Annotated in this window: 16 protein-coding genes and 1 pseudogene; 8 read left to right on the top strand and 9 right to left on the bottom strand. The window is 67.6% G+C overall.

Annotation, left to right across the window (positions count from 1 at the left end; all coding sequences use genetic code 11):
- Positions 1-32: 32 nt before the first annotated feature.
- Together ACN27F_RS03120 and ACN27F_RS03115 are read right to left on the bottom strand one after the other, a co-directional pair.
- Positions 33-902, bottom strand: a complete 870-nt coding sequence (locus tag ACN27F_RS03120; protein ID WP_421431044.1) for an ISAs1 family transposase — start codon at positions 900-902, stop codon at positions 33-35.
- 56 nt (positions 903-958) lie between these two features.
- A pseudogene (locus ACN27F_RS03115) lies at positions 959-1,327 on the bottom strand (transposase family protein); the annotation flags it as partial.
- 582 nt (positions 1,328-1,909) lie between these two features.
- Here ACN27F_RS03115 and ACN27F_RS03110 point away from each other — a divergent pair.
- The gene (locus tag ACN27F_RS03110; RefSeq protein WP_421431043.1) at positions 1,910-2,644 is read left to right on the top strand and encodes a hypothetical protein; all 735 of its coding nucleotides are present in this window, start codon (positions 1,910-1,912) and stop codon (positions 2,642-2,644) included.
- 249 nt (positions 2,645-2,893) lie between these two features.
- Here ACN27F_RS03110 and ACN27F_RS03105 read toward each other — a convergent pair whose 3' ends face one another.
- Positions 2,894-4,099, bottom strand: coding sequence for an ISAs1 family transposase (locus ACN27F_RS03105; protein ID WP_421431042.1), 1,206 nt, complete (start codon positions 4,097-4,099; stop codon positions 2,894-2,896).
- 567 nt (positions 4,100-4,666) lie between these two features.
- Between ACN27F_RS03105 and ACN27F_RS03100 the strand changes: the two genes are divergently transcribed.
- The 4 genes from ACN27F_RS03100 (at position 4,667) to ACN27F_RS03085 (ending at position 10,304) form a co-directional block, all read left to right on the top strand.
- Positions 4,667-5,293 (top strand): hypothetical protein, encoded by a 627-nt coding sequence (locus tag ACN27F_RS03100; protein WP_421431041.1) that lies wholly within the window; start codon positions 4,667-4,669, stop codon positions 5,291-5,293.
- 151 nt (positions 5,294-5,444) lie between these two features.
- Positions 5,445-8,996 carry a choice-of-anchor M domain-containing protein gene (locus ACN27F_RS03095; protein WP_421431040.1) on the top strand — a complete coding sequence of 1,184 codons (3,552 nt, stop codon included), beginning with the start codon at positions 5,445-5,447 and terminating at the stop codon, positions 8,994-8,996.
- Positions 8,997-9,050: 54 nt separating this feature from the next.
- Positions 9,051-9,770 (top strand): class I SAM-dependent methyltransferase, encoded by a 720-nt coding sequence (locus ACN27F_RS03090; RefSeq protein ID WP_421431039.1) that lies wholly within the window; start codon positions 9,051-9,053, stop codon positions 9,768-9,770.
- 273 nt (positions 9,771-10,043) lie between these two features.
- Positions 10,044-10,304 carry a type B 50S ribosomal protein L31 gene (locus tag ACN27F_RS03085; protein ID WP_421431038.1) on the top strand — a complete coding sequence of 87 codons (261 nt, stop codon included), beginning with the start codon at positions 10,044-10,046 and terminating at the stop codon, positions 10,302-10,304.
- A gap of 182 nt (positions 10,305-10,486) precedes the next feature.
- Here ACN27F_RS03085 and ACN27F_RS03080 read toward each other — a convergent pair whose 3' ends face one another.
- The 6 genes from ACN27F_RS03080 to ACN27F_RS03055 form a co-directional block, all read right to left on the bottom strand.
- Positions 10,487-12,190 (bottom strand): ABC transporter ATP-binding protein, encoded by a 1,704-nt coding sequence (locus ACN27F_RS03080; RefSeq protein WP_421431037.1) that lies wholly within the window; start codon positions 12,188-12,190, stop codon positions 10,487-10,489.
- 137 nt (positions 12,191-12,327) lie between these two features.
- On the bottom strand, positions 12,328-14,064 hold the full coding sequence (locus ACN27F_RS03075; protein WP_421431036.1) for an ABC transporter ATP-binding protein: 1,737 nt from the start codon (positions 14,062-14,064) through the stop codon (positions 12,328-12,330).
- Positions 14,065-14,327: 263 nt separating this feature from the next.
- A complete protein-coding gene (locus tag ACN27F_RS03070; protein WP_421431035.1) occupies positions 14,328-15,356 on the bottom strand; it encodes a PLP-dependent cysteine synthase family protein in 1,029 nt (342 codons plus the stop codon).
- Between the two features lie 2 nt (positions 15,357-15,358).
- Positions 15,359-16,495 carry a histidinol-phosphate transaminase gene (gene hisC, locus ACN27F_RS03065; protein ID WP_421431034.1) on the bottom strand — a complete coding sequence of 379 codons (1,137 nt, stop codon included), beginning with the start codon at positions 16,493-16,495 and terminating at the stop codon, positions 15,359-15,361.
- Positions 16,496-16,538: 43 nt separating this feature from the next.
- A complete protein-coding gene (locus tag ACN27F_RS03060) occupies positions 16,539-17,516 on the bottom strand; it encodes a hypothetical protein (protein ID WP_421431033.1) in 978 nt (325 codons plus the stop codon).
- Positions 17,517-17,546: 30 nt separating this feature from the next.
- Positions 17,547-18,911 carry an alanine racemase gene (locus tag ACN27F_RS03055; RefSeq protein ID WP_421431032.1) on the bottom strand — a complete coding sequence of 455 codons (1,365 nt, stop codon included), beginning with the start codon at positions 18,909-18,911 and terminating at the stop codon, positions 17,547-17,549.
- 369 nt (positions 18,912-19,280) lie between these two features.
- Here ACN27F_RS03055 and ACN27F_RS03050 point away from each other — a divergent pair, with 369 nt between their 5' ends.
- The 3 genes from ACN27F_RS03050 to ACN27F_RS03040 are packed head-to-tail and all read left to right on the top strand — an operon-like array spanning position 19,281 to position 22,329.
- The gene (locus tag ACN27F_RS03050; RefSeq protein ID WP_421431031.1) at positions 19,281-20,306 is read left to right on the top strand and encodes an ABC transporter substrate-binding protein; all 1,026 of its coding nucleotides are present in this window, start codon (positions 19,281-19,283) and stop codon (positions 20,304-20,306) included.
- A 14-nt stretch (positions 20,307-20,320) separates the two neighbouring features.
- The gene (locus ACN27F_RS03045) at positions 20,321-21,418 is read left to right on the top strand and encodes a FecCD family ABC transporter permease (protein ID WP_421431030.1); all 1,098 of its coding nucleotides are present in this window, start codon (positions 20,321-20,323) and stop codon (positions 21,416-21,418) included.
- Positions 21,418-22,329, top strand: coding sequence for an ABC transporter ATP-binding protein (locus tag ACN27F_RS03040; RefSeq protein ID WP_421431029.1), 912 nt, complete (start codon positions 21,418-21,420; stop codon positions 22,327-22,329). The genes ACN27F_RS03045 and ACN27F_RS03040 overlap by 1 nt, the downstream gene beginning before the upstream one ends.
- Positions 22,330-22,420 lie beyond the last annotated feature (91 nt).

Below are 22,420 nucleotides of genomic sequence, written 5' to 3'. Positions count from 1 at the left end.
CCCACCGCCCGGACCAGCACCCGCACGGCGCGTCACGAGGCAAACGTTCCCTGATACGGCACTAGCAGGAGTAGTGGGCGGCGGTAGGGGTCGCGGCTGTTGTGGCGTAGTTGGCTGCTGATCCGGGTGATCCCGGCCAGCCGGAACAGTCCGATGACCAGGTTGCGTAGGGCGGTCATGGCCCGGCTGGCGGTGGACACGCGGCTGTCGTCCTCGCCGAGCACGGCGTCACGGAGCCAGTGAAGTGATTCGATGGACCAGTGGCCGCGAACATAGGCGAGCAGCGCGGCGGGGTCGGCTTGGGCGGGTGCGAGGTTGGTGATACCCAGGACCGCGACAGCGCCGAGGGGTTCGCCGTCGAGCGTGTAGATGGAGCGTTCGAGTAGGAACACTTGGGCGGCGTGCGGGAACAGGCCGGCGATGGTGGGCGTGGCGGGCAGGGCGCGGATGGTGCGGACCTCGATGCGTCCGTGACCGCGGTCGATGGTGGCGTGTTCGACCCCGATCAGGTGCCAGGCCACGGTGTCGATGGCGGCGAACAGCCTGGGCTGGTTGCCGCCGACGGTGAACACGAAGAACGCGGCGCGGCTGTGCCGGTAACGGGCGTGCTCGCGTTGGGTGTGGAGCTGGTCGGCGGTGAAGACGGTGCCGGTCACCTGGGAGTCGCTGATCTGGTCGACCATCGGGCCGAACACGGTGATTTCGTTGGTTTTGTCGACCGGGACCGCGTGTTGCGCGGCGATGGTGCCGTCGTCGGCGCGGGCGGCCAGCAGTATCGGTGTGCGCTCGCCGGGCCGGGCGGCGCCGTGCTGAGCTTGCCGTCGATGTGCAGGCAGCGGCGTAGCGGGCCGCCGTTGGTGTCGCGGTGCTGGGTGCGGGCCATCGCGGCGGTAAAGGCGCACAGGACGCGGTCGTAGTCGGCGCCGTGCACGGCCGGGGCCTCGGCGATCGTCTTGGTGTCGGGCCGGCGGGGTCGCCCGTCACGGCGGGTCGGGGCACCCAACGCCAGCAGCAATGCGTCAGGGGCGTCGGCCACCCACTCGCCGATGGCGGTCAGGTCGAGGTGACCGGCGGGCATCGCCAGCATCGGCAGGGCCAGCAAATACGGCAGCGGGTACCGGCGTCCCCGCAACGCCCGCCGGTCGACGATCTGGGCCAGAAAGCCCCGCAACCGGGCCACCCCGGCCTCGTCGACCGTCACCGGATCACCGGCTCTGGCCCGCCCTGACCCGGTGACCGGTACGGCCCGGCCGGTCCGCCGCGGCCGCTGGGGTGCCAACGCCGTGGTCAACTGGCGGGCCGCGGTAGCCGGTAGCCCGCGGGGCATCTGTTCGGGCAGGACCGCCGCGTCGCCGCCGAGCCAGGCCGGCAACACCTGGTCGTAGACGGGTTCCATCACGGCGGGAAGCAGATCCGGCAGATCGGCGATGGTCAACGGGCGTTCGGTGATGGCGCACTCGGCAGGCACGGGGTTCCTGGTTCCGGTCAGCGTTTTGTGAGAGATTCACTGATCTACGAGGAACCCCGTCCTCATGTCAACTCCCGTTCCGAGCCCCCAGCGGTACCGTGCCGGCCCGGACCGCTGCCCCTGCGGACCCTAGGCACCCGTGCGGCATCACCAATCCCGGGCGAACGACGTCCAAGAGAGACTCACCCGCGACCACACCGTGATCAAAAACGCGGAGCCCGACCGACCTCACCCGCTCGACCAGCCACAACGCCGAAGGCCCGGCGAAGCACACGACTTTGAAGTCACCGTGTGACACGACCCCACCGGAGGTGGGCGGTCGGGTTCCCGACTCTCCGTATCTGGCGCCCGGTGCGCGGCATCTGGTGAATGGTCCGGCAGCACCGCCGGATCCGAGCCGGCCGGAGTCGGCGGTTCGCTACCACTCACGAGGAGTCATCGATGGCACAACCACTGGCGCACAGCTGGAACGACGTCTGGGGGCCGACAATCAAGAACTTGATCGAAAAAAACGAGGTGCTCGGCCCAAAGAACAACTTGATGAAGAATCACCTGAAGAACGAGAACATGCGCAATCTGGCGACGAAACTGGTCGACACGCTGATTGCCAACGACCCTGCCATGGCAGCTCAGCAGGTGCTCGATGAGATGCGGAAACTGCTGCCCGTGATCAATCAGGATACGAAGGAAGCTCGCCCACTGCCGGCGACCACGTTCCCGACGAACACCTACAAGCAGCTATTGGAGCTGGTCAGCGCCAAGATGCTGTGGCAAAACAACGCCACCTGGATCGAACCCGGCAGTCAGAAGGGGGGAAGCGCCCTCAAACCGGACTACAGCTTCCAAGGAAAGCAGGAAAATGAGGCGGCAGGCGATCATGTAGTGGTACAGAACGCTAAGGACAGCGATGCCCTGGTCACACAGATCGCCAGTAACCTGTCAAATAAGCTGACCAAGTACAAGGACGTCCTGGAGGTCTTCGTGGTCATCCATGTCACCGAGTGCCCAGCCTTCGATACCCTGAAGAATCAGGATTCCAGCGGCTGGTTCAAGCTCATGGCCGCTCCTGCGGTCGAGAGTTTGAAAAACAAGGGCATTCTCGACAATTTCTCCTACCTTGTGATCATCGCCGGAGACAAGCCACACATCTTTCCCCGGGACAATTTCAACCTCTAGTCCCACGATCCTACCACTACGCTCGTTATCCGCACGGCTGCCGAACACGGGGTGCTCACCGCAGGTCAGGGCAAAATCGTGATCGGCCAGGCGTGCGGGGTATCGCGATGTGATCACGTCTGGCGTGTCTGGTGTGGAGTGAGAACGAAGCTCCGGCGTGACGAGGTCTTCTCACAGACCTCGTTCCCCGGAGCTTCGTCGTCGCAGTGCGTCATTGCACGGGCACGGCAAAGTCGGCCGGGTTGATGTTTAGGCTGGTTGGAGTTGTAGGAGTTTGAGGATTCGGCTGTTGTTGCGGGCGTTGTAGCGCAGGGCGGCGGCGATGTTGGTGGTGTCGTGGATTCTCAGGAGGCTGACCGACACGTTTCGTAGGGTCGCCATGACGCGCGGCGCGTTGCCGGTACGGATCCGGGAAGCGTCCTCCCGGAAGGTCACATCCCTCACCCAGTGGAGGACCTCGATTCCCCAGTGCTGACGGACGTAGGCCAGCAGATCAGCGGCGTCGGCCTGTCCGGCGGTGAGGCTGGTGACATACAGCATCGCCTGGTAGCTGGTACGGCCCTTCACGGTGACGGCGCGCTCGATCAGGAACACCTGCGCGACGTGCGGAAAGTTCAGATCCGGCGGGGCGGGCATGACCTGGACGGTACGTACCTCGTGGCGGCCCCGGTCGTCATCCACACTGCGCCCGGTGACCGGCACCCCGGCCCAGTCCAGCGCGTCGAGCCGGTCGAACAGGGTCGGCTGGTTGTCGAGCACCGGGAACACGAAATGCGCCTTCTTGACCTCCCGCAGCCAGCGGGCATGCGTGCGCCGCGTCTGCATCGCGTCGGCGGTCACCACGTGATCAGCGAGGTCCAACGGCGTCAACAGCCCGGTGAACGCGGCGATCTCGTTGCTCCTGCCCGGGATCTGACACTGGGCGAGGACCACCCCGGCGCAGGTGAGCGCGGCCAGCAGACGCGGCGCCGCCCGGTCGCGGGTCCGCGCGCCCCGGCTGGTCTTGCCGTCCATCGCGACCTGCGGCAACCGTGGCCGGTGACGGTCCCGCGCGCTGGCGCGGCGGCGTCGCTGGCCAGCGGCCTTGGCCCGGCGTCGGGCCTTACGGTCCCGCGACGGCCGCACCCCGACCCGGGCTTTCGCCCGCGCCGCCGCGTCCGCGCGGCGCTGCAGCCACCGGCCCACGGCGGCGTCCAACGCGTCACCGTCGAGTCGGGCACACAACCCCCGCACCGTCTTCTCGTCCGGGCCGACGTACCGGCCGGTCACCGGGTCCACCCGGGCACCGAACGCCTTCAACGTCTTCTGCGAACATCCGGCGATCCACTGCCCGACCGCGTACACCGACACACTTCCGGCCAGGACCGCGGCGAGGGCCAACCCGACCACCGTCGGAAGCCGATGCCGGACACCCCGCGCGTCTCGCGGATCGGGAACCCGCGACAACGCCGTCACCAGGCTTTCCTGCCCGTCACGGCCCAACAGGACAGGCCGTGTCCTCTGGTCCGACTGGCCCTGGACAGCGTTGATCAGCAATGATGCAGGCGCGGGTACGGTACTCCACAAGGTGATCCGAAGGCGTAGACAACCTCAAGATCACCGGAGCCGTGCCCGTTCCGTCAAATCCACTCCAGACCTCAACGCGGAGTCCTCAGCCGCACACCCTCCGACTTTGCCGTGCCCGTGGGGTTACCTGGTTGGGCGCTGTTGCGTTTGCCTGGTCGGGTCCAGGAATCGCTGCGTCGTGCTGAGCGATCCGTGGTCGGCGATCTTCCGCGGGACGTGCACGGGCACGCCGGCGTCACGGTAGGACGGTGGTCTCCTCGGGTTCTCACTAGACCGTCTTGACAGGGCAATGATCGGCCGTTTAGATGAAGATGAAAGCCATTTTCATCAGCTCATGTGATGCGGATGTTCGTGTCCACCGTGGGCTGACCGGGCGATCTCGAGCTCCAGCGAGTGAAGGGCGACTGAGACGTGACTGCTGTCCCGACAACGAGAAAAGCCGGCGTTTGGCGCGGAGTGAGGCGGCACGCCGTCGCCGCCGTCGCCACCGGCGTCTGCGGGTTCCTGCTGGCCGTAGTCGGTAGTTCGGCCGCATACGCGGGTGTCTACGCGACGAACGACATCACTTCGGGCCACATCGACATCGTCAACATCGAGTGTCCATCCAGCCCGACGCTCGCCCTGACGACGAAGATCGGTTCGGGCACGCCGATCAACCCGGTGGACATGCACAACTACGCGTTCGTCTACGACGACCTGAGCACCGCCGTGACCTGGGTGCCGACGACCGGGACCGCCGGCTACTGGACGGTCGACATCGCCTCGGCCACCCAGTCGTCCGCGCCCTGGGTGGGGTTCAACTTCGAAGGATCCTGCCCGGGAAGCGGTGCGGCGTGGATGAGCGCCGCTGGCGCGAATCCGGGTGACGTCCGGCTGTTCAACTCGGCGGGCTCGCAGGTACTGGGCACCGGGTCGGGGACGTACCCGCTCGCCTCGGGGACGCACGTCCACTTCGAGTGGCGCTTCTACGCGCCGTCGAAGGCGACCACGCCGCAGACCTACAACCTGTACTTCGGATTCTCCGCCTCGGCACCGCTGTCCACCCAGAACTGGATGGCTGCGAAGTTCGTCATCGTCCCCTGATCTTCGCGCGGCAGGGGCGGCCGAGGCGCGGCCGCCCCTGCCGGCTGGATGAAACAGGACCGTGTAGCTCGGAAGGAAGCCCGTGAAGCCTGTTGAACGGTGTCGGCGGAAGCCGAGGCCGACGTACGTGGTCATGGCGGTGGTCGCTGTCATGACCACGCTGATGTCCACCCCGACGTCGGCCGCCGCGACGGTGCCGGAGGAGATCTCCTCGGGTGAGTACGAGTTGACCTCGTATCCGGTCGAGGGCGGTGGGATGGTCATTGGCCTCGCTGACCGTGGTGAGATCACCGAGGTCACGGGCGGTGTGCTTGGGTTCCGACTGCCGGCGCAGGCATCCTATCCGGTGCCCGACGCCGAGGCGTACGCCTGGCTGGGCGCGGCGGGTGCGCCGGGCTACGCGACCGAGGGCTGGCTCACCGGATCGTCGGCGGTCAAGCTGTCGCTGTCCACCCGGGGGCTCGCGGGCTACGACTACTACGACGATCTGCTCGCCGACGACGGTCGCATCTCCTTCGCCTTCTCGGAGGTGACCGGGCCGGGCGATGTCGCCTTCTATCAGCTTCCCGATCTGCCGTTCCTGTCCCCGGAACCGAACGCCCCGGCCGGCTTCCGGTTCGGCACCGGGGTCCAACGCGACGGCACGCCGCAGGGGTCGACCCCTATCGAGCTGGCACCCCGTACGACGATCAATGACCGATTTCGCTTCTCGGCGGTCGGGATGTACTGCCTGACAGTGACGACGAGCGCACCGCTGTCGGATGGTGCGACCGCGAGCGCCTCGGTGCGGCTGCGGGTGGCGGTCGGCGACGACATCGCGTCCGATGCCCAGTGCGGTGACACCCCCGGCCACACCGACCCCGGTGATCCGACCGATCCGACGGACCCGACCGATCCGACGGATCCCGGTGACCCGTCGGTGGCCGACTGGGTCGTCCGTGACGGCCACATCGACGCGGTCGCGGCGCGGATCGACCCCGTCGACGGTGTGGACGCGTTGTCGTTGCGGGCCAGGTACGACGTACCCGGTGAATTTCGGACCGAGTGGATCGAGTACGACGACCTGGTCATGGTCGTCCCGGACTCGGTCAAACTGACGACCCCTACCGCGTACGCGCCCGGTGACGACTGGTCATTCATCGCCCCGCCTGCCACGTCGTACTGGAATCTGCCGCTGGGCCAGCTGCCGGGCGCGCCCTGGGCCGGACTGAGCACCGAGTCGTCGACATTGGTCGGGTTGGGACAGGACAGGGTGTTGTGGCGGGTCGACGCGGTCACCGGGCCGGACGACCAGCCCGCCCCCGGCGATGTCGTCCTGTGGGAGGGGTACCCCCAGCGGGCCGGCATCGGCATGGAGCGCATCGATCTGCCGGTGTTCGGCACGAAACTCGGCCTGCCGGCGGCGCGGTGGGTACCGCTGCACACACACGCCCACTTCAACTGGTCGATCACCCGGCCCGGTGTCTACTGCATCGCGATGACCATCGAAGCGCAGACCGCGGACGGGCGACGGGTCGCCGACGCACAGCAGCTCACCCTCGCGGTCGGGGACGGCACCGACGCGTCGACCGTCACGCCGTGCGGACGGACGCAGGACTACCCCGAGCGCGGCGCCGGCGTGCCGGCAGCGGATCCGGTGTCGGCGCCGTCCGTGCTCGGTTCGGCCGCGTCGTCCCTGGTCAGCACGATCGCTGGTGGAGGCCTGGAGACCCAGCTCGCGGTCCTCGACCCGACCCTGGCGGCACCCGGCACACCGCACGACCCGGAAAGTGTGATCTTCCACCGCCCGGCGGCGCTGTTCAGGGCCGGCACCGGCAACGTGCCCGGCTTCGACACCGGTGTGTACGGCAACTCCATGCAGGTGATCCGCTGGGACACCACCGGGATCCGGCCCGAGCAGCTCCACGGCGACCTGCGATGGTCGCTGCACTCGGTGGCGGGACCGGGCGATGTGGCATTGTCGCATGGCCTCACCCAGAGCGGGCCGTTCGTGTTCAACACCGCCACCGGCCAGACCGAGCCCCACCGGTTGTGGCCAGGTGCGGGCGGCGGTGAGACGAACAGCGCCGTCCGGTGGTCCTTCAGCCGACCGGGAAAGTACTGCCTGACCCTGGAATGGGCGGCTGACCTGCCCGGTGGCCACGAGGCGGTGGATCGTCGGACCCTCACATTCGTGGTCGACGGCCCGCTCGACCCCACCGTCCGGGCCAACCCCGACGGCACCTACCCGGGTGCCTCGTTCACCCACGACGCCGAGACGTTGACGAGGCCCTGCGTCGACGGTGGACGGCCCACCCGGCCCGAGGAAGTGCCCGTCCCCGGTGGCGACCCGGACCCGGTCGACGATCCCTGGAACGTGCCGAACTGGTCCCGGACCACATCCGGTGCGGTCATCCTCAACAGCGGACACGTCGACATCGCTTCGACGCTCGACGACGGCGGACTGCGTACCCGGGTGAAGGACACCACCACGGAGGGGCTCGCCCACGCATCCGACGGCGACGGGGCGTACTGGCACGAAATGCCGGACGTGGTCCTTCAACTGCTCCCGGAGTCCGCGACGACCGTGCCGAATGAGATGTACTCCTTCATCGGACCGGTCGGCAGCCGGATCTGGAACCTGCCGCAGACCGAACAACCAGGCCTGCTCTGGCCAGGCTGGTCCGCCGAGACCATTCGTCCGACCGACCTGGCCGGCGGCGGGCTGGACTGGACATTCACCGCCGCCCGGGGGCCGGGCGACGTCTTCGTCCACCAGACCGGCCCGTTCGGCGCGCCGGTGCACATCTTCGACTCCGCCAACGGACTGCCGGACACGACGCGGATCAGTGCCGGCTCGCACGTGCACGCCAACTGGACGTTCACGGCGCAGGGCAGCTACTGCCTCGCGTTCGAACGTACCGGTAGCAGGGCCGACGGCGCGCCGCTGTCGGACGCCTTCACCCTGGCGGTCGTCGTCGGCGAGGCCGATCCGAGCGGCGTCGACCCGCAGGGGTGCGCGGACCTGCTACCCGGTGGCGACCCGGACCCGGTCGACGATCCCTGGAACGTGCCGAACTGGTCCCGGACCGCATCCGGTGCGGTCATCCTCAACAGCGGGTACGTGGACATCGCTTCGACGCTCGACGACGGTGGGTTGCGAACCGTGGTGAGGGACCTGACGATCGAGGGGATCTCCCACTCCTCGGACGGCAGCGGGGTGTTCCGGCATGAGCCGTCGGACGTGGTCCTCCAACTGCTCCCGGCGTCTCAGACGGCGGTGCCCAGTGACGAGTACGGATTCATCGGCCCGGTGGGCAGTCCCGTCTGGGGCCTGCCCCAGGCCGAACAACCAGGCCTGCTCTGGCCGGGCTGGTCCGCGAAGGGCATCCGCCCCACCGACCTCGCCGGGGATGGACTGTCCTGGTCGTTGACGGCCGTCGACGGACCCGGCGATGTGTTCATCTACCAGACCGGGCCGTTCGGGGCGCCGATACACATCGTCGACTCCACCAACGGGCACCAGGACTCGGCCAGGATCAGCGCGGGCACCTACGCGCACGGCAACTGGATGTTCACGGCGCAGGGCAGCTACTGCCTCGCGTTCGAACGTACCGGCAGCAGGGCCGACGGCGCACCGCTGTCGGACGCCTTCACCCTGGCGGTCGTCGTCGGCGAGGTCGACCCGACCGACGTCGACCCCGGCGACTGCGTAGGTTCATGATGGGACCGTTGCGCTTCGATCGTCCTGACTCGCAGAACTCATGAGGAGACACCGTTGCCCGATCAGTACCAGGAATCCGGCGAGTTCCTCGACCTGCTGAGCATCGACGCCTGGCAGGCGCTGCGGGACCCGGTCCGACAGGCGCTCGCGGGCGCCCGCGTCGATGCTCCCGCCGTGGACCTGGGGGCGGGAAGCGGGCGCGGCGTTCAGGTCTTGGCCGAAACCGTGCCGGCATGCGAAATCATCGCGGTCGAGCCGTCGCCGGTCCAACGCGCGGCCCTGCACGCCCGCATCGTCGACGACCCGGATCTCGCCGCCCGCACGACGGTCGTCGCCGCTACCGCCGAACAGGTCGCGCTGCCGGAAACGCTCGGTGCGGCATTGGCGATCAACGTGATCGGCCATCTGACAGCGGCGGACCGCCGCGCGCTCTGGCAGCGCCTGGCCGGCCGGCTGAGTGTCGGCGCCCCGCTGGTGGTCAACCTGCAGCCGCCGGACACGGCGGTCGCCGTCGCCGAAACCGAGTTCACCACCGTGCGGATCGGCCGGCTCCGCTACCAGGGCAGCGCATCCGCGCGGCCGGCCGGACCTGACCGGGTCACCTGGCGGATGCGCTACCGGGTGCTCGACGATGACGACCGATCAGTACGTGAGATCGTGGCCGAATACGCCTGGCAGGTGATATCGCCAGCGCAGCTGATCGGCGAACTGTCGGCGGCCGGGTTCACCACCGAGCTCGGAGAACTCGGAGTCGTACGAGCGACGCGGTCCTGAGCGAGGGCACTGGTCGTGGTCGGGCTGGTCGTGGTCAGGCCTGGTCGTCGGCCTGGTCGGCTGGCCGGCTCACGTCGGAATCGGCTGGATGCAGGACGTCGCGATTTCCGAGGAACGTCGTTGACTTCGGCGCCCGATCGGTGACAATAACGACAATGATTTTCGTTAGCTGTCGAGGAGCGTAGTGTCGTCGTCACCGCAGACCTCGACCCGCACCGTGACAGCCGATACCGACACCGACACCGACACCGACACCGAAGGAGTTCAGAACGGATGAAGCCCGGAATCCACCCCGAGTACCGGCCTGTCGTCTACCGCGACAAGGGCGCCGACTTCGCCTTCCTCACCCGATCCACCGCTACCAGCGACCAGATGATCGAGTGGACCGACGGTAACACCTATCCGGTCATCGACGTCCAGATCTCGTCGGCCAGCCACCCCTTCTGGACCGGCAAGCAGCGCCTGCTCGACACCGCCGGCAGGGTCGAGAAGTTCCGCAAGAAGTACGCTCGCCCCGGATCTCAGAGCAAGTGATCACCAGAAGGTCGAGGGCGTGCCTCGGCGCGTACCGGCGACCGTGCCTGGTCCCGATCCGGCGGGCGGTCCAGTGTGCCGGCCAGCGGTGGCGACCTGCTGGTGGGGGAGCCGGCTGGTAGTGCGTGACGGCCGGGTCGCCGTCGTCGGTGACCCGGCCGTCGTGCGGGGCGGCAGGGACCTCATCCCTCGAGTTGCGAGGCGAGCAGATCGACGTATGCACCGCCGACGGCGACGAGCTCCTCGTGGGTTCCGGTCTCGACCATTCGCCCGCCGGACAGCATGACGATCCGGTCGGCGGTCCGGATGGTGGACAGCCGGTGGGCGATGATCAGGGTGGTACGGCCGTGCCGGGCCTCGTCCATCGCCTGGTTGACCGCTTGCTCGCTCGCGGCGTCGAGGTTCGACACCGCCTCGTCCATGACGAGGATGGGGGCGTCTTTCAGCAGCGCCCGTGCGATCGCGATCCGTTGCCGCTGCCCGCCGGACATGAGTGCGCCGAGTTCGCCCGCGACGGTGTCGTAGCCGTCCGGCAGCGTCGTGATGAACTCGTGGGCCTGGGCGGCCCGCGCGGCAGCCTCGACCTCGTCGTCGGAGGCGTCGGCACGGCCGAGGCGGATGTTCTCACGCAGGCTCGTATTGAACAGGAAGGTGTCCTGCGGCACCAATGTCATGAGGCGGCGGAGGTCTTCCTGCGGGAAGTCGCGGACGTCGTGCCCGCCCACGGACACCGACCCGGCGGTGACGTCCCAGAATCTGAGCAGCAGGTTGGCACAGGTCGATTTGCCCGCGCCGGAGTGACCCACCAGCGCGACGGTCTCGCCAGGGCGGATCTCGAAGCTGATGTCCCGCACGGCCGGTGCCAGGTCACCGCGGTAGGCGAAGGTGACGGTGTCGAAGCGGACATGCGGCACGATCAGCCCTTCGGGCGGCCGGCTGACCAGGTCCGAGACCGGAGCAGGCGCGTCGAGCAGGGTGTTGATGCGGTCAGCTGATGACGCGACCATGGACAACTCGCGTGCGACCTCGGTCACTTTCAGCACCGGCAGCATCGCCATCGCGGCGAGTACGACAGCGACCGGAAAGAGTGTGCGGTCGAGCTGGCCCGCGACGACGAGCCACGCGCCCAAGACCAGCACCACGAGTATTCCCAGGAGGGCGATGGTGTCCGTGGCGGCGTACTCGATGCCGCTACGGCGTCCGTGCGCGGACTTCGCTGTGGCCAACCGGACGCTCTGTTTGCGGAGCAGCTCGAGTCGCTGGGAGTGTGCACCGAAGTTCACCAGTTCGCGCAGTCCCTGGAAGGTGTCGGTGTTGTCGGCGCTCATCTGGCTGAGGGAGTCGCGTAGCTCGTGTCCGTGCAGCTCGGCCTGGCGCCGCAACCATGCCGGAACCGAGGCGAGCAGCAGCAGGACCGGAACAAGAACGCAGGCCAGCGACCAGTGGAACCAGCCCAGCGCGACGGTGGTGGCCACCGGGACGGTCGACGCGACGGCCAGCGGGCTGAGGGTGTGGGCGAAGAACAGCTCGATCTGTTCCACGTCGGCGACAACGGCCGAGCCGAGGTCGCCGGAACGCCGTTCGAGCATGTAGCCGGGTGAGAGCCGTTCGAAGGCGGCGAACACCTTCGCCCGGGTGTCGGCCAGCGCGCGGAAGGCGGCGACGTGGGCGTAGGTGCTGTCGGCGATGGTCAGGACGACCAGCGGCACGATCAGGCAGCCGAGCACGATCAGCCAGCCGGTGAGCTGGCCCAGCGAGGCTCCCGTGGCCGCCCGTGCCACCACGTACGCGCCGATCCCGGATGAGGCGAGCAGGAGCAGTTGGTGCAGCACACCGGCCAGATAGGCCACCGTGATGAGTCGGCGGTGCTCGCCCAGCAGGGGCATCAGGCTCCTCAGCCTGGTGACCAGCGATCGGCCGGACGCCGGCGTGCCATCCTGACCGTGGCCGACGCCGTGGTCGTGGTCGTGGCTGACGCCGTGCTCGTGGGTGTGAGTGTGAACGTGGGTATGGGCGGTCGAGGTCATGCGGGCGCTCCAGTCTGGGTCGCGACGAGTTCGGCGTAGAGGCCCTTGCGTGCCACCAGGTCTGGGTGACTGCCGAACTCGACCACCCGGCCGGACTCCATCACCACGATCCGGTCGGCGTCGCGTACGGTGGACAGCCTGTGCGCGATGACGACCGTCGTCCGGCCACGTGTCAGGTCACCGAGAGCCTGGGTGATCTCCGCCTCGTTGGCGGCGTCGATGCTCGACGTCGGCTCGTCGAGCACGAGCACGGGAGCGTCCTTGAGCAGCGCACGCGCGATCGCGATGCGTTGACGCTCGCCACCGGACAGTTTCAGGCCGCGCTCGCCGACGATGGTCTCGAAGCCCTGGGGCAGGTGGGCGATGAAATCGGCGGCCTGCGCCGCGGCCACCGCGCGACTGATCTGCGCGTCGGTGGCGTCCGGTCTAGCGAGCAGCAGATTCTCGCGAACCGTGCCGTGGAACAGGTAGGTGTCCTGTGCCACGACGCCAATCAGTGATCGTAGGTTGGCCAGCGGGAACTCGCGGATGTCACGGCCGTCGACGCGGACCGAGCCCGCATCGCCGTCGAAGTAGCGCATCAACAGCCCGATCACGGTGCTCTTCCCCGCTCCGGAACGGCCCACGATGGCCACCCGCTCACCCGGCGCGACCACCAGGTTGAACCCGTCCAGTGCCGGTGCACGCCGGGTCGGGTAGCAGAACCGGAGATCGTGAAACTCCAGACCAGGAGGGTCGCGCCGCAATGCCGGCGCCGTGGTCGCCGTGTCCTTCACGTGCGGTTGCAGGCGTAGCACATCGGCGACCGCGCGTCCGGCCGGGATGGCGTAGTACGCCGAGTGGTATGCCACCTCCAGCTCGTTCATGGGCCGGAAGGTCTCGCGAGTCAGCATCAGGATCGTGAACAGTCCCGCGACGCTCACCGAGCCAGTGGCCGCGTGCCAGGCGCCCAGGCCCACCGCGGCCGTCGTACCGATGGGCACCATCAACGTGCCGATGCTCGATGCGCCGCACCACGCGACCATCAACCTGATGGAGTCCCGGCAAAACGCCTCACCACGCTCGATCAACTCCCGGCCGCGTCGGCCGCTGGCATTGAACGCCTTGAGCGTCGCCATCCCCTGCACGGCATCCAGGCTCTCGGAGTACATGCCCCGGTAGGACACCATCCAGCGGCCACCACGCTCCCTGATCGATCGTTCGCCGACCAGCTTGGACAGCGGTGCCAGCAACGCACACGCGAGCACGACCAGACCCACGGCTGGATCGACCGCTATCACGTACACCGAGGCGAGACAGGACCCCAACACGGACGCCAACACGGTCGGCACGAACCGGCCCACCAGCGGGTCAAGCAACTCGACCGAGTCCACCAGTGTGGACTGCAGATCACCGGCACGCATTCGCTGCGCCTGCCCGGGCCCGATCTCCATCAACTTCAGCGTCAGCCCTTCACGTACCGCCTCCTTCACCCGTGCCGACACCTGCGGCGCCCACGAGTCCCGCGCCACGAGCAGCACGATCCGGAGCACCTGCAGCACGCCGATCACGGCCAGCGGTGCCAGCAGGCCACCGACATCGACCGACGAGAACACCCTGAAGAGCAGATCCGCGATCATCAGACCCTGGCCGACATACGTCGCTGTCACCAGCAACATCAACCCGACCAGACCGGCTATCTCCACCCAGGCTCGCGGACGCAGGCCCAGAAACAACTTCACCGTCGACCACACAGCGGCACCTCCACAACCGGTAGACCCCTTGACCTCATGAGAACGGGCCGGGTGGCGCCGCCCGGGCAACACAATCAGTTATCGGTCTCACCGTCGCTACCCTAAATGAAAATCGTTGTCGTTCTCAAATCGGGCGGCGGGTGGCGGGCTGAGCCGCCGACACGGGCAAGCATTGAGGATTGTTCAGCGCGGTGGAGACCGACGCGCTGACTCGTGGTAGCGGGCCGCTCGAGTGGCGCTGAACAATCCCACTGGACAGCGAATCAGCGGAATTCGTCAGGCATCTTCCTGATGCGGTCGGCCGGAGCGTACCGCAGCATCGAGGCGAGCCGGTCGACGACACGCGCGTCGAACAAGCCGTTGGCCGCCATCCAACCGTCGTTGAACACGGTGTCCAGGTACCTCTCACCGCCGTCGCACACCAGCACGACGATCGTGGTCTCCGGCCCGACGCTCAGCGCCCGCTCCAACGCCTTGTACACCACGCCGCCCGCCGAGCCGCCGATCAGGATGCCGAAGTTCCTGGCCAGGTAGCGACAGGTCTCGAAGGCCTCCGAGTCACTGACCTTGATCCCCTCGTCGATCAGGTCGTAGTCGAGGGTGTCGCAGATCTCCGAGGGCACCGGCGTCCCGGTACCGGACTGGTGGTAAGGAGCCTCTTCCCCGCCGAAGTTGACGGAGCCCACCGGCTCGACACCGATGATCTTCAGGTCCGGAACGTGCTCCCGCAGGACGCGGCCGGTGCCGCAGAGCGAACCACCGGTGCCGACCGCCCCGTACAGGTAGTGGATGTCCACACCCAAGTCGTCGTGCAACTCGCGGGCGAGGGGTCGGTAGCCGTTGGGATTGCCCGGATTGCTGTCCTGCGCGGTACAGTACGCGCCCTGCTCGACCGCGAGCCGGCGGGCCGTAGCGTACCGTTCGGCGGTGGCCAGTCCGTCCTCGTCTCCGCCGACGTTGAGCAACTCGGCACCGTAGGCGAGCATTCCGCGCAGCTTGTCGACGCTGGAGTGATTGTCCACCACTGCGGTGAACTTGTATCCGCGTTCGGCGGCGATGAGCGCCAGACCGAGCCCGGTGTTGCCGGAGGTGGCCTCCACCAGCCACCCGCCAGGGGTGAGCAGCCCTTGCTCTTCGGCCTCGTCCACCATGTTCCTGGCCATCCGGATCTTGGCGGTGCCGGTGGGGTTGTACTGCTCCATCTTCAGCAGGACGGTTCCTGCTCCGTCCGGTACCGCCAGCCTGAGCAGCGGTGTCCGCCCGATGAGGTCGGATACCTTGTCTCTGATCATTGCTAGCCCTTCGCACAGATTTCCATCAGACACCGCACGAAGATGTCGTTGTCTTCGGGAAGCGACAGTGAGGCTCGGATGAAGTTCTCGTATCCCGGCTCGCGCCACGCCTTGACGATGATCCCGGCGCGGTGCAACTCCTCGGCGACCCGGTCGGAGCGGCAGCTCGTGTCGATGAACACGAAGTTGGCCGAGGACGGTGCCACCCGGAAGCCCGCTCGGCGCAACATGTCCGTGACCCGGGCGATCTCACGGCCGGTCCGCCGGACGGTGTCCGCCAGGTGCGCGCGGTCGCCCAGTGCGGCGATGGCGGCGTCCTGAGCCAGTTGGTTGACGTTGTAGGGAGCGCGGACCCGGTCGAGCGCCTGGACCAGCGTGGCGTCGGACGCGACGCCGAACCCCACTCTGACGCCCGCCAGGCCGTAGGCCTTGGAGAAGGTGCGCAACACCATCCACGGTCGGTCCTGCCCGTGCAGGACCGCCAGCCCGTCGGGGTAGTCCGGGTCGGGGCGGGCGAACTCGCAGTACGCCTCGTCGAGCACAAGTAGGGCCGACTTCGAGGTGTCGGCCACGATACGCTCCAGCTCGCCGACACTGAGCATCGCGCCGGTCGGGTTGCAGGGGTTGGCAAGGAAGACAAGTTTCGGGCCGGCGGCCAGTGCGTGCCGCCAGGCGGCCGCGTCAAACCCGAACTCCGCGGTGACCGGGACCTTCTCGACCCGGGCGCCGACCATGCGTGGAAAGATCTCATGCAGGCTGAACCCAGGCGCCTGGGTGGTCACCAGATCGCCCGGATCGAGAACTGCCTGGCACAGCAGTTCCAGGATGTTCTCCGAACCGTTGCCGAGTATGATCCGCTCGGCAGGCACGGTCAGGCTCTTCCCGATGGCCTCGGCCAGCCGTTTGCCAGTGGGATCGGGATAGCGGGAGACACCACGGGCCAGGCGTAGGCGCACGGCTTCGGCGGCCGCCGGGGAGACACCGAACGGGCTCTCGTTGTTGGAGAGCTTGATCACGCGGGCGGCGCCGCTGAGCGTGGCCACCTCGTCCGGGTCGGCGCCGGGATCGTAGGCGGGCAGGCCCGCCACCACCCGGCGCACCACGGACGCCGACGTCGCTGGTTCGAGGGTGCGACTCATGGAACGGTCTTCCAGGAGGACAGTGTGGTCAGCGGGACAGCGCTCACCAGAAGTCGACCCGCTGCCCGCGTCCGGCTGCCAGCGCGAGATCGGCGATGTACCGGCCCAGCGCGGCGTCAGTGACCGCCATACCGCTGTTGTAGGCGAAGACCACATCGTCGGGATCGCGCCGGGCCGGTGCCCGGCCGAGCAGGATGTCCGGCAGTTCGGCGTCCACCGGGGGCAGGCTGCCGTCAGCGGCCCGCAGCTTGCCACAGGTGACATGCATCTGAGTGATGTCCGTGGCGATGCGGTAGTCCGCGCCGTGGAACACGTCGTGCACGCCGTAGCCGAGCAGCACGGCGATCGCTCCTGGTTTCACCCACTCGCGCTGGACCACCTTCGTCACCGACAAACCTGCGGCGCCGATCAGGATGTCCGCTTCGCCCGCGGCTTTCTGGAGATCGTCCACGATCTCGACCTCGCGGCCGTCCACACTGTTCTGCACGGCGCGCAGACCATCGGGATAGGTGCCGAACACCTGCAAGCGATCCAATTCCGGAAGCGCTGCGAGCAGCATCGGCAGGGCCATCTGCCCTTGGACGCCGGTGCCGACGACCAGGGCGGTTCGAGCGTCCGGGCAGGCCGCGCGGGCGAACAGCGCGCTGCTGGCAGACGACCGCAACGGCCCGAGTTTCACCACGTCCATCAGCGCGATCGGCGTCCCGGTGGTGTCATCGGCGATGAAGATGAACGAATGGAATCGGTAGCTGTCCCGGCTGCGGCTCGGATCGAACTCGTAGACGGCCTTGAAACACACGGTGTCGGTACCGGCGTCCCTGGCCACCATCGAGTAGCTCAACGAGTGATCGTCCGGGTCCTCGATGACCGTCTTGACCGGGTTGTTCGACCCTCTTTCACGCAGGGCGCGGTAGGCCCCCTCGACGACGTCGAGTACCTGACGGTAGTCGAAATCCAGCCCTTCCTGCTCCGACTGCGGCAACAACCACAACTGTCCGGGCGCGGCGTAGCTCTGTGACATGCGAGGCTTCTCCTTCGTTTCGAGGCGGGGTCAGATTCCGTCCAGTCGCCAGCGCGGTGATGCGTCGCCGAGCCGGAGAACCGCTTTCAACGGCAGTGGGGTGTCGTGGAACCGTGATTCGAGGAAGTCCATGTGGTAGCCGGCGGTGTTGAGGTAGACCAGGTGATCACCGGGCCGCACCGGCCGGGGGAAACCGATCTTCCGCCAGGTGACCATGTCGTTCTCCAGACAGGTCGAGCCCGCGACACAGGCCGGAAACACCTCGTCGGCACCGGACTGGGTGGATACCAGCAGGGGATCCGGGAGGTAGTCGGTGTTGAACCACTGTTCGCACAGACTCAGGCTGTTGCCCGTGACGGTGACGATCGCGTACCCGTCGGTGTCCCGCCGGTCGTCGACCTGCTGGACGCGGTACACGGTGAAGCCGGCCTGGTCCAACAGCGACCGGCCGGGCTCGACGATGAAACGGATGCCGTTGCGGGCAGCCTTCGCTGACAGGCTTTCGTCACCGTCGACCGGGTGGTTCATGATCGTGCGCGCGGCCTGGGTGGGAGGCTGTCCTCCGTACGGATAGAAGTAGAAGCCCCTGGAGGTCTTGGTCGGGTGGTAGTGGGCAGGCTCGTTCTGTCGGATGAACTCGTCCCAGAGTGGTGGATCGACATAACGCATTGGTAGCCCGCCGCCGATGTCGACCAACTCGACGGACAGCGCGCCGCGCCGTCTGGCGTCGAGGCAGTGCTCTATCATTTCGTTCGCCGCCGTCGCCCGTTCCTCGGGGGAATAGCCGTTCAAGTGGAACGAGAATCCACGGAAGCTCACGTGGTCGGTGAGTTCCAGACACAGGTTGACGGTCGCGTCGCGCTCGGCGGCGGCCATGCCGAAGCGACTTCCCGGTTGACTCGTCGTCCGGGCACGTAGCAGCACCCTGACCTTTCGGTGTGCGAGTCGTGCGGTCGCGGCCAGCCTACGAAGTTCGCTGATCGAGTCGATGGCGACCAGACAGTCGTGTTGGACGGCGAGCGTGTGCAGTGTGTCGTCTTTTTCCGGGCCGGAAATGCCGATCCGGTGTCCGGGCACTCCGCCGGCCAGGGCTTTGACCAGTTCGGAGGTACTGGCGGCGTCGATTCCGACGCCGAGGGCGGCGGCCGACCTGACGTAGCAGTCGGCCTTGTTCGCCTTCTTGGCGAACAGGATGTCGACGTCGGCGCCCGTCTCGGCGAACGCCTGCCGCAGGGCGGTGACGTTCTCCTCGAAGACCTCCGGCAGCACGACATGCAGCGGTGAGCCCAGACCGTCCAGAAGCTCGGCCAGCAGGTCCCGGTGTTCGTCCAGAAGCGTAGCGACGGCGGGATGCCGCAGGGCGGTGAGGGGGAAGGGGTGGACTCCGGTCAGCAAACCTTGTCCTGATCGCGACGTGGTCACTCCATCATGTCTACTGCAATCGATAACCATATGCAATAGGTCGATTGGCGTCGATCACTGCCTTGACTCCGGCATAAATTGATCATGGGTGAACCAATCGCTTCGTGGTTCGACCCTCAGCGAGGGCCACGGAACTGTTCGGCCATGCCTTCGCCGGCGCCACGATCGACAACCTATGGCCACCCGAGCGTCGAGGACGTCCGCCGCCGCCTCGGGGTCGCTGGCTGGTTCCCGGACCGAGGGTTCGGCCGCAACGGACACGACATCCGACGGCGCCACCGTGGAATCAGGGGTTCTCCCGGGCCCTTCGCCGTCCACATGCGAGCTGATACCCTGCCTTCAATGAAAACGAAAACGGGTGTTGGTACCTTGATCACCGTGGCGGTGCTCGTGCTCGCGGGCTGCGCGGGCGGTGAGTCTTCCGACGCGGCCGGGGGAGAAGCGACGACGGGGACGGGCGCGACGAACTACCCGTTCACCATCAACAACTGCGGGACCGACGTGACCTTCGAGGCGGCGCCGCAGCGGGTCGTCACGCTGAACCAGACAGCCGCCGAGATCCTCATCCACCTGGGGGTGGGCGAGCGGGTCGTCGGATCGGGTTACGAGATCTACGAGCCGCCGGACGAGATCGCCGAGCAGTACCGGAAGATCCCGATCCTGTCCGCGCACGGACAGCCGATCAACCACGAGAAGCTGCTGGAAGCACAGCCGGAGTTCGTCTACACCTCGTTCGGGAGCTTTCTCACCGCGGCGCAGTCCGGCGACCGGGACCAGCTGCACGAGTTGGGCGTGCCGACCTACATCACCGAACTCGACTGCACCGAGCACGTCAGCGTGGCCGGCGCGGACTTCGAGATGATGTACGACGAGTACCGCCAGTTGGCCAAGATCTTCGACATGCCGGCCGCCGGGGACAGGCTGGCGATCGAACAGCAGTCCGTGGTGGACGAGGCGTTGGGCGCCGTCGAGAATCGGGACACCCCGCTGAAGGTGATGTGGTTCTACTCCACCTACGACGGCACTCCGTGGGCCGCGGGTCCCGGCGGTCTGCCGCAGCACATCTCCGACCTCGTCGGCGTCGAGAACATCTTCGATGACGCGTCGACCAAGTGGGCCGAGGTGAATTGGGACGAGGTCGCCGCCCGGGATCCCGATGTCATCATCCTGGCCGATCTGACCAGGGGCGAACCCAACGACACCGCGATCGAGAAGATCGACCTGCTCAAGAACGACCCGCTCACCAGCAATCTCGGCGCGGTGACAGACGACCGGTTCATCACCATCCCCGGCGCCCAGATGGACCCTTCCTACGGCAGCGTGTACGTGGTTCCCGCGCTGGTCGAAGGCCTGAACAAGTTCCGGTGAGCAGCCGACCCGTCATGACAGCGAATCCACGCACCACCGCCGGACGCGCCAGCAACCCGATCAGCGGCCATGAGATGGTTCCGGCGCGTCTGCGCCGTGCCTCGGTGGTGGCCTTCCTTTTCCTGGCCGCAGCCGGGCTGCTGGTGTCGATCGTCGTGGCGTCTTTGTTCGGGAGCGCGGACATCGGCTTCCTCGATGTCGTGTCCACGATCCTGCGGCATGTCGGCCTGGGCAGGATCGCCCCGAACCCGCCGCTGCCGAAATTGCTGGACGCCCTGATCTGGGAGTCACGCTTCCCGCGTGTGTTGCTGGCCGCCGCCGTCGGCACGGCACTGGCGGTCTCGGGAGCGGTGCTGCAAGCGATCACCAGGAACCCTCTGGCCGATCCTTACCTGCTGGGGGTCTCCTCTGGTGCCTCGACCGGCGCGGTAGCCGTTCTCCTGTTGGGTATCGGCGGCGGCATCTCCCTCTCCACCGGAGCCTTCGTCGGTGGCCTGGTCGCTTTCGGCCTGCTGCTGGTACTGCTCGGTGGGGGGCGCGTCGCCAGCCCTACCCGGGTGGTGCTCACCGGCGTGCTCGTGTCCCAGTTCTTCGCCGCGGTCACCTCGCTCATCCTCATGGTCAGCGGCGACGCGAACTCCACCCGCGGCTTCACCTACTGGCTGCTCGGCACCCTCGCGGGAGCCAGATGGGAGGGGGTGACCGTCACTGTCGTGATCGTTCTGGTCGGGGTGCTCGCCGTCGTGTTCTTTGCGCCGGCCCTGGACGCCTTCACGTTCGGCTGGGACGCGGCAGCCGCTCTGGGGATCAACGTCACCGTGGTCCGCATCTGGCTGATGGTGCTGACCTCGCTCATGACGGCGGCGGCCGTGGCGGCCTCCGGCGCGATCGGCTTCATCGGGCTGCTCGTTCCGCACGCTGTCCGCATTCTGGCGAGCCCGATGCACCGCTCGCTGCTTCCGCTGTCCGCGATCGTCGGTGCCATCCTCCTGATCTGGGTGGACACGTTCACCCGGACCGCGTTCACGCCGCACGAACTACCCGCGGGCGTCATCACCGCACTTCTCGGCGCGCCCGCCTTCGCGCTGGTCCTGAAGCGTCTGGAGTCCTGATGGGCCGGATCACCGCCACCGACCTCTCCTGGTCGGTCAAGGGCCACCGGCTGCTGGACAGCATCGAGATGGCCGCCCAGGACCGGAAGATCGTCGGGCTCCTCGGCCCCAACGGCTCGGGCAAGTCGACGCTGCTGCGCCTGCTCGCCGGACTGCGCCGCCCCGACACCGGAGCCGTCCGATACGACGACACCAGCCTGCGCGACCTCAGCCGCCGGGTGCTCGCCCGGCGGCTCGCCGTCGTCGAACAGGACGTGACCGCCCACAACCACGTCAGCGTCCGCCAGGTCGTGGAGCTCGGCCGTACACCGTTTCGGGGTCGTTTCGACGCACTGACCGAGCGCGATCAGCGGATCATCGATGCGGCACTGGACCGGGTCGACGTCGCCGACAAGCAGCACCAGAGCTGGCACACCCTTTCGGGAGGGGAGAAGCAGCGCGCTCAACTCGCCCGGGCCCTCGCCCAGGAGCCTCGGGAGATCCTGCTCGACGAACCCACCAACCACCTCGACATCCGCCACCAGCTCGAACTCCTCGACCTGCTGGGATCCCTGGAGGTCACCTGCGTCGTCGCTCTGCACGACCTCAACCTCGCCGCCCGCTACTGCGACCACCTCGTCGTCCTCGACCACGGGCAGGTGGTCGCCGCCGGCACACCGCAGACCGTACTCACCTCCGACCTGATCGAGTCGGTCTACGGCGTCACCGTACTCGTCGACCGCGAACCCATCACCGGCATCCTGCGAGTCACCTACCTGGCTGCCACCGACGTGAGGACGGCCGCCGCGAAAACGATCACCTCGGAGGTGAGCCGGGGCGCCGCCCGGCAAAGGGACGAGGGCTCAGACGACCCCGCCACGGCGGGCACAGGTGTCACACCTGTCCGTCCGCAACGGGACAGGACGCCGTGAGGGGCCGTCCCAGGACGCCCGACGCCCCGGAGCCCGTCGCACATCGACTGGAGGCGGCGATCGAGTGGGCCGCCGCGGTCGCGCCGCGCGC

It is taken from the genome of Solwaraspora sp. WMMB335, assembly GCF_049179075.1.
GTDB lineage: Bacteria > Actinomycetota > Actinomycetes > Mycobacteriales > Micromonosporaceae > Micromonospora_E.
This window is presented reverse-complemented; position numbering and strand designations above follow the sequence as displayed.